This window comes from Pseudomonas sp. S2_H10, assembly GCF_054668285.1.
In genome coordinates, this window is record NZ_CP162754.1 from 2458833 (window position 1) to 2471615 (window position 12783).

General features: G+C 59.3%; 14 protein-coding genes. 7 read left to right on the plus strand and 7 right to left on the minus strand.

Features of this window, described 5'->3' with window-relative positions; translation table 11 throughout:
- Positions 1-26 precede the first annotated feature (26 nt).
- Positions 27-932 carry a flagellar protein MotY gene (locus AB4O16_RS10820; protein ID WP_460157706.1) on the minus strand — a complete coding sequence of 302 codons (906 nt, stop codon included), beginning with the start codon at positions 930-932 and terminating at the stop codon, positions 27-29.
- A gap of 159 nt (positions 933-1091) precedes the next feature.
- Here AB4O16_RS10820 and pyrC point away from each other — a divergent pair, with 159 nt between their 5' ends.
- Positions 1092-2138 (plus strand): dihydroorotase, encoded by a 1047-nt coding sequence (gene pyrC / locus AB4O16_RS10825; protein WP_160385565.1) that lies wholly within the window; start codon positions 1092-1094, stop codon positions 2136-2138.
- Positions 2135-2812 (plus strand): ribonuclease T, encoded by a 678-nt coding sequence (gene rnt, locus AB4O16_RS10830; RefSeq protein WP_110660659.1) that lies wholly within the window; start codon positions 2135-2137, stop codon positions 2810-2812. The genes pyrC and rnt overlap by 4 nt, the downstream gene beginning before the upstream one ends.
- Before the next feature lie 170 nt (positions 2813-2982).
- Here the strand turns inward: rnt and AB4O16_RS10835 are convergent, their stop codons facing one another.
- Complete coding sequence (locus AB4O16_RS10835; protein WP_007971324.1) at positions 2983-3585, minus strand: peroxiredoxin; 603 nt, start codon at positions 3583-3585, stop codon at positions 2983-2985.
- A gap of 311 nt (positions 3586-3896) precedes the next feature.
- Between AB4O16_RS10835 and AB4O16_RS10840 the strand changes: the two genes are divergently transcribed.
- Positions 3897-4115, plus strand: a complete 219-nt coding sequence (locus AB4O16_RS10840; RefSeq protein ID WP_160385563.1) for a bacterioferritin-associated ferredoxin — start codon at positions 3897-3899, stop codon at positions 4113-4115.
- Positions 4116-4313: 198 nt separating this feature from the next.
- Entirely contained in the window at positions 4314-4790 is a 477-nt protein-coding gene (gene bfr, locus AB4O16_RS10845) for a bacterioferritin (protein ID WP_110660658.1), read from the plus strand.
- 199 nt (positions 4791-4989) lie between these two features.
- Here the strand turns inward: bfr and grxD are convergent, their stop codons facing one another.
- Positions 4990-5331 (minus strand): Grx4 family monothiol glutaredoxin, encoded by a 342-nt coding sequence (gene grxD / locus AB4O16_RS10850; RefSeq protein ID WP_034149018.1) that lies wholly within the window; start codon positions 5329-5331, stop codon positions 4990-4992.
- A 97-nt stretch (positions 5332-5428) separates the two neighbouring features.
- Positions 5429-7537 carry a molybdopterin oxidoreductase family protein gene (locus AB4O16_RS10855; RefSeq protein ID WP_460157707.1) on the minus strand — a complete coding sequence of 703 codons (2109 nt, stop codon included), beginning with the start codon at positions 7535-7537 and terminating at the stop codon, positions 5429-5431.
- Between the two features lie 484 nt (positions 7538-8021).
- On the opposite strand from AB4O16_RS10855, the gene argF reads away from it, so the two are divergent.
- Positions 8022-8942, plus strand: coding sequence for an ornithine carbamoyltransferase (gene argF / locus AB4O16_RS10860; RefSeq protein WP_110661864.1), 921 nt, complete (start codon positions 8022-8024; stop codon positions 8940-8942).
- Positions 8939-10048 (plus strand): ABC transporter ATP-binding protein, encoded by a 1110-nt coding sequence (locus AB4O16_RS10865; RefSeq protein WP_160385561.1) that lies wholly within the window; start codon positions 8939-8941, stop codon positions 10046-10048. Before argF ends, AB4O16_RS10865 begins: the two co-directional genes overlap by 4 nt.
- 125 nt (positions 10049-10173) lie before the next feature.
- Here the strand turns inward: AB4O16_RS10865 and AB4O16_RS10870 are convergent, their stop codons facing one another.
- The 3 genes from AB4O16_RS10870 to AB4O16_RS10880 form a co-directional block, all read right to left on the minus strand.
- Positions 10174-10956, minus strand: a complete 783-nt coding sequence (locus tag AB4O16_RS10870) for a PhzF family phenazine biosynthesis protein (RefSeq protein ID WP_460157708.1) — start codon at positions 10954-10956, stop codon at positions 10174-10176.
- A gap of 102 nt (positions 10957-11058) precedes the next feature.
- Positions 11059-11529 carry a Cys-tRNA(Pro) deacylase gene (gene ybaK / locus AB4O16_RS10875; RefSeq protein WP_460157709.1) on the minus strand — a complete coding sequence of 157 codons (471 nt, stop codon included), beginning with the start codon at positions 11527-11529 and terminating at the stop codon, positions 11059-11061.
- A gap of 130 nt (positions 11530-11659) precedes the next feature.
- A complete protein-coding gene (locus tag AB4O16_RS10880; RefSeq protein ID WP_460158111.1) occupies positions 11660-12046 on the minus strand; it encodes a hypothetical protein in 387 nt (128 codons plus the stop codon).
- Between AB4O16_RS10880 and AB4O16_RS10885 the strand changes: the two genes are divergently transcribed.
- Complete coding sequence (locus tag AB4O16_RS10885) at positions 11931-12728, plus strand: MIP/aquaporin family protein (protein ID WP_460158051.1); 798 nt, start codon at positions 11931-11933, stop codon at positions 12726-12728. The genes AB4O16_RS10880 and AB4O16_RS10885 overlap by 116 nt on opposite strands.
- Positions 12729-12783 lie beyond the last annotated feature (55 nt).

Genomic DNA, 12783 nt, shown 5'->3' on the forward strand with positions numbered 1-12783 from the left:
TCGAGAGCGCGACGATGACCCAGTAGTCAGGAAGTAGCCGAAGCGGCCGCCTTCGTTGCTTGCGGGGCGACTTGTTCGGCAGGTGCTCCACGCTCCAGGCGTACCGCTACACGGCGGTTCTTCGCGCGGTTGGCATTGTTGGTATTGGGTGCCAGCGGATAACGTTCGCCGTGGAAGCGCAGGGTGATCTGCGACTCCTGGATGCCGTTGGCCTTGAAGAAATCCATCACTGCCAGGGCCCGGCGTCGCGACAGGTCGCGGTTGGTCAGGCGGTTGCCGCTGTTGTCGGAGTGACCGTCAAGCTCGATGTGATTGACCGTCGCATCGGCCTTCATGTATTCCAGCATGACCTGAAGCCTGGCCTTCGCAGCACTGTCGAGCTCGATTCCGCCACCGGGGAAGCCGACCTCCGATTGCTTCACTTGCTCGAAGTTCTGCGGCAACAGTTTCGCCACGCAGCCTTGATAATCGGCAAACGCCTTGGTGAACCTGACCGGCAGCAGACGCACTTCCGACACCCGGCCGTCCGCCGAGGAGTGGCGAACCACCGGGCTGCGACCGTCCATCAATCCGCTGATCAGGCGTCCGGCCTGGACCTGCGAACTGTTGAACAACACATTGCCGCTGCCGATTCTCACGGTGCCCAGGTTGATGTCGTCACGCCCCGGTTGCCACGGTGCGGCAGCGGCCAGCAAAGTCGCCGAACCGCCGCCCATCATCGGGTTATAGGCTTTCAGACGAAACGTTGCCTGCTCACCGGCCTTGCGCACGAACTCGCCCGAACCGAAATCGGTAATCGGCTGCGTCAGGCGGCATTCGAACTTGTCACCTTCGACCGTCCACTCAATGCTCTCCATACGGGTCTGGAAAGTCAGCGCCATCGCGGGAAGGCTGGCAAACACACTGAGCAAGGCTAAATAACGCTGGCGCACGGGAGGCTCCACTGGCTTCTACAACAAAAAGACCGACACACAGATGTTTACGGCATACCTGTTGGATATCGGAAGCTTCCCGTAAAACTTGATAGCGAGTGCCTGCAAGAGTCTTTTCCGGTAGCATTCCCCTCAGTTTGACCCGCCTGGAATCCCCTCATGTCCGACCGCCTGACCCTGCTGCGTCCCGACGACTGGCACATTCATCTTCGCGATGGTGCCGTGTTGACCAATACCGTCGCGGATGTCGCGCGCACTTTTGGCCGCGCCATCATCATGCCCAACCTGGTTCCGCCAGTGCGCAACGCGGCCGAAGCCGACGGCTATCGCCAGCGGATTCTCGCTGCCCGCCCGGCCGGCAGCCAGTTCGAACCACTGATGGTCCTGTACCTGACCGACCGCACCCAGCCTGAAGAAATCCGCGAGGCCAAGGCCAGCGGATTCGTGTACGCCGCCAAGTTGTACCCGGCTGGCGCGACCACCAATTCGGACTCGGGTGTTACCAGCATCGACAAGATCTTCCCTGCACTCGAGGCCATGGCCGAAGTCGGGATGCCGTTGCTGATTCACGGTGAAGTCACCCGCGGCGATGTCGACGTATTCGACCGCGAAAAAATCTTCATCGATGAGCACATGCGCCGTGTGGTCGAGCGCTTCCCGACCCTCAAGGTCGTGTTCGAACACATCACCACCGCGGACGCCGTGCAGTTCGTCAACTCGGCTTCGGCCAACGTTGGCGCGACCATCACCGCGCATCACCTGCTGTACAACCGCAACCACATGCTGGTGGGCGGGATTCGGCCGCACTTCTATTGCCTGCCGATCCTCAAGCGCAATACGCACCAGGAAGCCCTGCTCGACGCCGCCACCAGCGGCAGCGAGAAGTTCTTCCTCGGCACCGACTCGGCGCCCCATGCCCAGCATGCCAAAGAAGCCGCCTGCGGTTGCGCCGGCTGCTACACCGCTTACGCGGCGATCGAGATGTACGCCGAAGCCTTCGAACAGCGCAATGCGCTGGACAAGCTCGAAGCCTTCGCCAGCCTCAACGGCCCGCGCTTCTATGGCCTGCCGGCAAATACCGATCGCATCACCCTGGTCCGCGAAGAATGGACCGCCCCTGCCAGCCTGCCGTTTGGCGAGCTGACCGTTATCCCGCTGCGCGCCGGTGAAAAACTGCGCTGGCGCCTGCTGGAGGAACACGCGTGAGTGAAGAGCATTTCGACGACGAACTGGAAGGCAATGGTGGCGGAGGCGGTTCCCGCCATCCAATGGCCGCACGGTTTCGTGGTTACCTGCCGGTTGTCGTCGACGTAGAAACCGGTGGCTTCAACTCCGCCACCGACGCCCTGCTGGAGATCGCCGCGACCACCATCGCCATGGATGAAAAGGGTTTTGTGTACCCGGATCACACCTACTTCTTCCGTGTCGAGCCGTTTGAAGGCGCGAACATCGAAGCGGCGGCCCTGGAGTTCACCGGGATCAAGCTTGATCACCCGCTGCGCATGGCCGTGAGTGAAGAGTCTGCCCTGAACGATATCTTCCGCGGCGTGCGCAAGGCCCTCAAGGCCAATGGCTGCAAGCGGGCGATCCTGGTCGGGCATAACAGCAGCTTCGACCTGGGCTTTCTGAATGCAGCGGTTGCGCGCCTGGACATGAAGCGCAATCCGTTCCATCCGTTCTCCAGTTTCGATACCGCGACGCTCGCGGGCCTCGCATACGGTCAGACCGTGCTGGCCAAGGCGTGCCAGGCAGCGGACATCGACTTCGACGGTCGTGAGGCTCACTCGGCACGCTATGACACCGAGAAGACGGCCGAGCTGTTCTGCGGCATCGTCAATCGCTGGAAACAGATGGGCGGCTGGGAAGATTTCGACGATTGATGTTTTTCTGTAGGAGCGAGCTTGCTCGCGATGGACGTCAACGATAACGCGGGGAGCCTGACACCCCGCGGTGTTCTTGATTCCATCGCGAGCAGGCTCGCTCCTACAGGGTCTAAATCCCGCCCATAAAAAAACCGGCCTCGATGGCCGGTTTTTTTGTACCTGGTACCTTACAGCGCAGCAGCGTGCTCGGTCAGGTAAGCAGCAACGCCTTCTGGCGAAGCGTTCATGCCTTTGTCGCCTTTCTTCCAGTTGGCAGGGCAGACTTCGCCGTGCTCTTCGTGGAATTGCAGAGCGTCGACCAGACGCAACAGCTCTTCCATGTTACGGCCCAGCGGCAGGTCGTTGATGATCTGCGAACGGACAACGCCTTTGTCGTCGATCAGGAACGCGCCACGGAAAGCCACGCCGTCAGCGGACTGAACGTCGTAGGCCTTCATGATTTCCTGCTTGATGTCGGCAGCCATGGTGTAGCGGACTTCGCCGATACCGCCATTGTTGACCGGGGTGTTGCGCCAGGCGTTGTGAGTGAAGTGCGAGTCGATCGACACAGCGACCACTTCAACGTTGCGCGCCTTGAACTCGGACATGCGGTTGTCCAGAGCGATCAGCTCGGACGGACAAACGAAGGTGAAGTCCAGCGGGTAGAAGAACACCAGGCCGTATTTGCCTTTGATCGCCGAAGACAGGGTGAAGCTGTCAACGATCTCGCCATTGCCGAGTACGGCCGGTACGGTGAAGTCAGGGGCTTGCTTGCCTACGAGTACGCTCATTGGATATCTCCTGGTGTAATAGCGTGAGAAACAGGGTTCGCATCAGCCTGCCACCCTGAGGCGACAGCCCTGTGACACGATCCCCGGTCGCAAAAGACCGGACATCATACACCGCGTGTTTGAGCTGGCTTAGCTGTTTTTTCCCCTTGCGATGAAATCCCCGACGGTTTTGCATCACCGACTTGCCAGGCAGACCGTTCGTCAGCCATCCGCACTTATGAGGAAAAGCGCCCTGAAACCACTTTGACAATCATTCTCGTTAACATTAAGATCCATCGCAATTGAGACAGAATCAGCGACGGTCCTTCCTTATGTATGTTTGCCTCTGCACTGGTGTCACCGACGGTCAAATCCGCGATGCGATCTATGAAGGATGCTGCAGCTACAAGGAAGTCCGCGTGGCCACCGGCGTAGCCAGCCAATGCGGCAAATGTGCCTGCCTGGCCAAGGAAGTGGTCCGCGAGACCCTGACAAAACTGCAAACGGCCCAGGCTGCAATTCCCTATCCAGCAGAATTTAGCGCCGCTTGAATATCGAATTTTAAAGAACCGGACATATGTCCGGTTTTTTTATGTCTGAAAATCAACTAGTTATGCTCTAGACGCGGAACACAAACATTCTTATTCCGATTAATTTTCATTTAAGTTTCAATAACTTAGGTTTGACACTAGCAAATACGCGGCTCAAACTCTGTTCTATTGACAGCTATTACAGGGCAGGACCCCATCATGAAAGGCGACGTTACAGTCATCCAGCATCTCAACAAGATCCTTGCCAATGAGCTGGTCGCGATCAATCAATATTTCCTGCATGCGCGCATGTATGAAGATTGGGGCCTGAACAAGCTCGGCAAGCACGAGTACCACGAGTCCATCGACGAGATGAAGCACGCGGACAAGCTGATCAAGCGGATCCTGTTCCTTGAAGGCCTGCCGAACGTTCAGGACCTGGGCAAGCTGCACATCGGCGAGCACACCAAGGAAATGATCGAGTGTGACCTGCGTATTGAAAAAACCGGCCATGCCGATCTGAAAGTGGCCATCGCACATTGCGAGAAAGTTGGCGACTTCGGCAGCCGTGAACTGCTCGAAGACATTCTCGAGTCCGAAGAAGAACACATCGACTGGCTGGAAACCCAACTGGGCCTGATCGACAAGATTGGTATCGAGAACTACCTGCAATCGCAGATGGGCGAAGACGAGTAAGTTCTACGCCGTTAATCTCGATGCAATAAAAAGCCCCGCTCTCTTTTAAAGAGGCGGGGCTTTTTTTGTGCCTGCTGCTTTTATTGTAGGAGCGAGCATGCTCGCGATGGACTAGAGAGCGCTGCGGGGAACCAGGCTCCCAGCGTTATCGTTAACGACCATCGCGAGCGAGCTCGCTCCTACAGGTACAGGAACCGAATCAGGCTTCGGACTTGTTGGCAGCAGCGGCTTCAACAGCAGCCTTGATGGTGGTCTGCAACGAACCGTCAGCAGCCATCTCGGTCATGATGTCGCTACCGCCGACCAGCTCGCCACCCACCCACAATTGCGGGAAAGTCGGCCAGTTGGCGTATTTTGGCAGGTTGGCGCGGATTTCCGGGTTCTGCAGGATGTCCACGTACGCAAACTTTTCGCCACATGCCATCACGGCCTGTGCAGCTTTCGCGGAGAAGCCGCACTGCGGGGCATTCGGCGAGCCTTTCATGTAAAGCAGAATGGTGTTGTTGGCAATCTGCTCTTTAATCGTTTCGATGATATCCATGGAGCACCTCGGCTGAACTTTCCGACTCATGGGTCGGCACGGTGGCGCATTGTAACGGAAAGCCGAGCGCGCTGCTCGGTCTCTCCGTCGGTCTGACTCAAGCGGCTGCCACGGTCACCGGCACGCCATTGAGTGCGGCATTGCCCGACAATTCGTCAACCCGACATTCGTCGGTCAGGTCGTTGGCGCTGGAGCCCGGCTGGCTGCTGGCAATCGTCATTTGCACGCCCGGCCGCGCATGCCCCCAACCGTGGGGCAAACTGACCACGCCTTTCATCATGTCCAGGCTGCCAAGCACTTCGACTTCGATCACACCCACCCGCGAACTGACTCGCACCCGCTGTCCGTCAGTGAGACCGCGACTGTCCAGGTCGTCCGGATGCATCAGCAACTGATGACGCGGCTTGCCCTTCACCAAACGGTGATAGTTATGCATCCATGAGTTGTTGCTGCGCACATGCCGGCGGCCAATCATCAACAACTCGTCGGCGGCCGGCGCCTGCAAGGCTGCGAAGCGCGCCAGGTCAGCGACAATCGCTGCCGGCGCGGCCTGGATACGTTGATTGGCAGTCTTCAGGCGTGGTGCCAGGTTAGGATTGAGCGCGCCCAGATCGACGCCATGGGGATGATCGAACAAAGTCGCCAGCGACAGCTTGTGCTCTGACGTGTCGCCGTACATCCCCATGCGCAGACCGCGATCGATCATTTGCGCCGGGGCAATGGTGGGTTTCAACTCTCTGCCGGTCCTGGTGGCAAACGCTTTGGCCAGCCCGACGAAGATCTCCCAGTCGTGCAATGCACCTTCGGGTTTGGCGAGGACGGCACGGTTGAAACGGCTGACGTTGCGCACCGCAAACAGGTTGAACGTGGTGTCGTAATGGTCGTTTTCCAGCGCCGATGTGGACGGCAGGATCAGGTCGGCGTAACGCGTGGTTTCATTGATGTACAGGTCGATACTGACCATGAACTCCAGCCCGTCCAGCGCCTGCTCGAGCTTTCGGCCATTGGGCGTGGACAGTACCGGATTGCCAGCCACGGTGATCAACGCGCGGACTTGCCCTTCCCCTTCGGTGAGCATCTCCTCGGCCAGCGCCGAGACAGGTAGTTCTCCAGCGTATTCCGGGCGCCCGGATACCCGGCTCTGCCACAGATTGAAATGCCCGCCCGAAGTCGTCGCCACCAGGTCCACTGCTGGCTCGGTGCACAAGGCACCGCCCACGCGATCGAGATTACCGGTAACCAGGTTGATCAACTGCACCACCCAATGACACAGCGTACCGAAGGCCTGGGTCGAAACGCCCATGCGGCCATAGCAGACCGCACTCGGTGCCGCGGCGAAGTCCCGCGCCAACTGGCGGATCTGTTCGGCCGGTACGGCGCACAACGGGCTCATAGACTCGGCGGTGAAGGCCGCGACGGCCTCCCGCACCTCCTCCAGTCCATCAACGGGCAGATGGCTGTCGCGGGTCAGGCCTTCGGCGAACAAGGTGTTGAGCAGTCCGAACAACAGCGCGGCATCACCGCCCGGGCGCACAAACAGATGCTGATCGGCAATCGCCGCCGTTTCACTGCGGCGCGGGTCGACCACCACCACTTTGCCACCCCGGGCCTGAATCGCCTTCAAGCGTTTTTCCACATCCGGCACGGTCATGATGCTGCCGTTCGAAGCCAGCGGATTGCCGCCCAGGATCAGCATGAAATCGGTGTGATCGATGTCCGGGATCGGTAGCAGCAAACCGTGGCCGTACATCAAATGACTGGTCAGGTGATGAGGTAGTTGATCGACCGACGTCGCGGAAAACCGGTTGCGGGTCTTCAGCAGGCCGAGGAAGTAATTGCTGTGGGTCATCAGCCCGTAATTGTGCACGCTGGGGTTGCCTTGATAGACCGCCACGGCGTTTTGCCCGTGATGCGCCTGAATGGACGCGAGACGTTCGGCGACCAGGTTGAATGCGGCCTCCCACTCGATGGGCCGCCACTCATTGCCTATCCGCTGCATGGGTTGGTGCAGGCGGTCCGGATCGTTCTGGATGTCTTGCAGCGCCACGGCCTTGGGGCAGATGTGCCCGCGACTGAAGGTGTCCAGGGGGTCGCCCTTGATCGACGTGATCTGGACGCTGCCGCCTTCGACCACGGCGGTTTCGATGGTCAGGCCACAGATCGCTTCGCACAAATGGCAGGCACGGTGATGGAGAGTCTTGGTCATGGCCAGTCTCTGTCTTGTCATGGGGCGGGCAACGTAAGCCGCGGAAACAAAACTATGGCGCCAGACCCGTCGCTACACCAGCGACGTTCGTCTTGTGAATCGAGGGTTATCAGGCCGGCCGATGGCCGCCGAAGTTCAGTTCGAAGGCAGTGTTCGTCGAGCCCGGCGCTGATGAATGACAGGTCGGAAACCGACTGTCAGCGCACCATTGCCGCCCCGCCTGATTGCCAAGCCCCGAGGGGCCGGTGTACAAATGAGGCGCTGCTATCAGGAAACAGGCTTCAAAAGCGCTACCTCGGTGAACCCGTAGCACCTCTGAAACTCCCTAAAAACTGTAGCCCTATTGGTAAGACGCGACATTTAATTATAAGATCGCGCCTTCCCCTATTTCGTCGCCCCGTGCGGCTTACGCCGCAGGTCTCGCCCGTTGTTCCGTTAAACAAGGCTTTGAGCATCTGCGGTTTGTAGCAAAAGGTAGTCAATGATGAGCGCAAGGCACTTTCTCTCCCTGATGGATTGCACGCCCGAAGAGCTGGTCAGCGTGATCCGTCGAGGCGTTGAGCTCAAGGACCTGCGTAACCGCGGCGTACTGTTCGAGCCCCTGAAAAACCGCGTCCTGGGGATGATTTTCGAGAAATCCTCGACCCGCACCCGGATCTCCTTCGAGGCCGGCATGATCCAGCTCGGTGGCCAGGCGATCTTCCTGTCGCCACGTGACACCCAGCTGGGCCGAGGCGAGCCGATCGGCGACTGCGCCATCGTCATGTCGAGCATGCTCGATGCGGTGATGATCCGTACCTTTGCCCACAGCAACCTGACCGAATTTGCCGCCAACTCCCGCGTACCGGTGATCAACGGCCTGTCCGATGACCTGCACCCGTGCCAGTTGCTGGCGGACATGCAGACCTTCCTCGAACACCGCGGCTCCATCCAGGGCAAGACCGTGGCCTGGATCGGCGACGGCAACAACATGTGCAACAGCTATATAGAAGCGGCCATCCAGTTCGACTTCCAGTTGCGCGTCGCCTGCCCGGAAGGCTACGAGCCCAATCCTGAATTCGTGGCCAAGGCCGGCGATCGGGTCACCATCGTTCGCGACCCGAAAGATGCCGTGCGCGGCGCCCATCTGGTAAGCACCGACGTCTGGACCTCCATGGGCCAGGAAGAAGAAACCGCCAAACGCCTGAAGCTGTTCGCCCCGTACCAGGTCAACCGCGCCCTGCTCGACCTGGCCGCTGACGACGTGCTGTTCATGCATTGCCTGCCGGCGCACCGTGGCGAGGAAATCAGCGTCGATCTGCTCGACGACAAACGCTCGGTGGCCTGGGATCAAGCGGAAAATCGTCTGCATGCGCAAAAAGCCCTGCTCGAATTCCTCGTCCCACCTTCGTATCACCACGCATGAGCCAGCCATTACTGCTTAACCTGCGCAACCTCGCCTGCGGCTACCAGGACCAGCGCGTGGTGCAGAACCTGAACCTGCATTTGAACGCTGGCGACATCGGTTGCCTGCTGGGCTCCTCGGGCTGCGGCAAGACCACCACCCTGCGGGCGATTGCCGGCTTCGAACCGGTACACGAAGGCGAAATCCAGCTCGCGGGCGAAACCATCTCCAGCGCCGGGTTCACCCTCGCCCCGGAGAAACGTCGCATCGGCATGGTGTTCCAGGACTACGCGCTGTTTCCGCATTTGAGCGTGGCCGACAACATCGCCTTCGGCATCCGCAAGCACCCGCAAAAAGATCGCGTCGTCGAAGAGTTGCTGGAACTGGTCAACCTGAAGAACCTCGGCAAGCGCTTCCCTCATGAGCTGTCCGGTGGTCAGCAACAACGTGTCGCCCTGGCACGCGCCCTGGCGCCGGAACCGCAACTGCTGCTGCTCGACGAACCGTTCTCCAACCTCGATGGCGAATTGCGCCGCAAGCTCAGCCATGAAGTGCGCGACATCCTCAAGGCCCGTGGCACCAGCGCGATTCTGGTGACTCACGACCAGGAAGAAGCCTTCGCCGTCAGCGACCATGTTGGCGTGTTCAAGGAAGGTCGACTGGAACAGTGGGATACGCCCTACAACCTGTATCACGAACCGCTGACACCCTTTGTGGCCAGCTTCATCGGCCAGGGCTATTTCATTCGCGGTCAGTTGAGCAGCCCGGAGTCGGTGCAAACCGAGCTGGGTGAGTTGCGCGGCAATCGGGCCTATACCTGGCCGGTAGGCGGCGCCGTGGACGTGCTGCTACGCCCGGACGATATCGTCTATGCACCGGACAGCGCGCTGAAGGCGCGAATCGCCGGCAAGACATTCCTGGGTGCGTCGACCCTGTATCGCTTGCAGCTGCCGACAGGCGCACAGTTGGAGTCGATTTTCCCGAGCCATGTCGATCGTCAGGTCGGGGCCGATGTGGGCATTCGTGTCGCGGCTGAACACCTGGTGCTGTTCCAGGCGTCCGGCAGCACGGCGGCGCAGATTCCTGCCGTTGAATCAGGTGTGCGGCGCTACAGCACCGCCCACTGATACACACAAAAACCTGTAGGAGCGAGCCTGCTCGCGATGGACGTCAACGATAACGCGTTCATCCTGAATGAACGCGGTGCCCTTGAGACCATCGCGAGCAAGCTCGCTCCTACAGTGGATGTGCATTAGCCCAACATTAGCGTTCCACGCGCAACGAGCGTCGCATCCCCGCCGATCTTCACCCGATCGCCTTCCAGGCGGCAGAACAGCTCCCCTCCCCGCGCCGAACGCTGACACGCCGTCAGGCTCGACTTGCCCAAACGCTCGGACCAGTACGGAATCAGCAGGCAATGGGTCGATCCGGTAACCGGGTCTTCATTGATGCCGATCGCCGGTGCGAAATAGCGGGAGACGAAATCGTGCTGGCTGCCTCGTGCCGTCACGATGGCGCCCAGCCACGGCAGTTTCGCCAGGGCAACCATGTCCGGCTTGCAGTCGAGCACGGCCTGCTCGGATTCGAGCACCACGAACAGCTCGTTCGAAGCCAGCACCTCCACGACGTTCACACCCAGTGCACGTTCGATAGCCAGAGTGTCGCTCACTGGCGTCGGCACGATGGTCGGAAAATCCAGCCACAACCGCCCACCCTCCCGGGTCACGCTCAGCGGGCCGGATTTACAGGTGAAGTCCAGGCGCTCGACGGGCTCTTTATAGATCTCGAACAACACATAGGCGCTGGCCAGCGTCGCGTGCCCGCACAATGGCACCTCGGTGGTCGGTGTAAACCAACGGATGTGCCAGCCCTGCCCTTCGCGTACGACAAACGCCGTTTCGGCGAGGTTGTGCTCGGCAGCAATCTTCTGCATCAACTCATCGGCGAGCCAGGTATCGAGCCGATAGACCATCGCCGGGTTGCCGCCAAATGGCTGATTGCTGAACGCGTCGACCTGATGAAACTCAAGCTGCATAACCTTCTCCCTGTGTCAGACCCGTCGAGCATGCCGCGTTGGTCGAACCGGCACCAGTGACAGAGCAGGCCGATTTTCACCATACAGTGCCGTGCCGGCGCCTCAGGCACGGCCGATATCGGCAAACTTCGCCTGGGTGTGTTCAGCCAGCACCGCCGGTGCCAGTTCGACTTCCAGGCCGCGCCGACCCGCACTGACAAAAATGCTGGCGAAGGGTTGGGCCGAATTATCGATGAACGTGCGCAAACGCTTCTTCTGCCCCAACGGACTGATCCCGCCCAGCAGATAGCCAGTAGAGCGCTGGGCTGCCGCCGGATCAGCCATTTCAACCTTTTTCACACCCGCGGCGTGGGCCAGCCCTTTCAAGTCCAGACTGCCGGCAACCGGCACCACGGCCACCAGCAACTCACCTTTTTCGCTGGCCGCCAGCAAGGTCTTGAACACCCGCGCCGGATCGAGGCTGAGTTTTTCCGCTGCTTCCAGCCCGTAGGAGGCAGCCTTGGGGTCATGTTCATAACTGTGGACGCGATGTTCGGCGCGAACCTTTTTCAACAAATCCAATGCGGGGGTCATGACAGCTCCAGACTGGGCGGCAGAAGAAAATACAGCGCACGATTCTAGGACATTGATCAATAAAAGGCTCTACGGCGGAGTATCCATGACGCCATTGCCTGGCCATCCCATTCATCAACAACTCGTTCATTCATACAGCGAATAGTTTCTTTGTGACCGACGGTTCACTTTCGACCTTTGACAGCAGCGTTTCTTGTCTATATTTTTTCGTTTCTGAAACTGTACGAAACGTCCTACCGCAGTAGCCAGCAGTAAACCGCGACCAGGATGCACATCCTGCCTCGGCGAAAACCGCGCTCCGACCATGATGGGAAAAGCGCCAGACAACAAAAAGAATTGAGGTTTCAATGACAACTGCTTTGCAACAACCGTCGCTCTCGAGCCAATGCATGGCCGAGTTTCTGGGTACGGCGCTGCTGATCTTTTTTGGTACGGGATGTGTTGCCGCGCTCAAGGTCGCGGGTGCCAGTTTTGGCTTGTGGGAAATCAGCATTATCTGGGGCGTCGGCGTCAGCATGGCGATCTACCTGACCGCCGGGGTTTCCGGTGCTCACCTGAACCCTGCCGTCAGTATTGCCCTGAGCATTTTTACCGATTTCGAAAAGCGTAAATTGCCGCTCTACATTCTCGCCCAGGTCGCTGGTGCCTTTTGTGGAGCGTTGTTGGTTTACACGCTGTACAGCAATCTATTCTTCGAATTCGAACAAACGCACCATATGGTTCGTGGAACCCAGGCCAGCCTTGAACTGGCATCGGTGTTCTCCACCTTCCCGAACCCTGTGCTGACCACCGCCCAGGCGTTTCTGGTCGAAGTGATCATCACCGCCATCCTGATGGGCGTGATCATGTCCCTGACCGACGACAGCAATGGTTTGCCCAAAGGCCCGCTGGCACCGCTGCTGATCGGCCTGCTGATTGCGGTAATCGGCAGTTCGATGGGACCGCTGACCGGTTTTGCCATGAATCCCGCGCGCGACTTCGGTCCTAAACTGATGACTTTCTTCGCTGGCTGGGGTGAAATTTCCTTCACTGGCGGACGCGATATTCCGTATTTCCTGATTCCTGTTTTTGCACCGATTGTCGGTGCCTGCCTCGGCGCCGCTGCCTATCGCGGGCTGATTGCCCGCCATCTGCCCAGCGCCGTACCTGCTACAAAGGATGCAGCAGTTGCCATAGACGGCAAACCGAGAACTTCTTGATACCGTTGGCGCGTGCCCCCCTGCCCTTTGATCACGCGCCAGACCTCACTCCCTT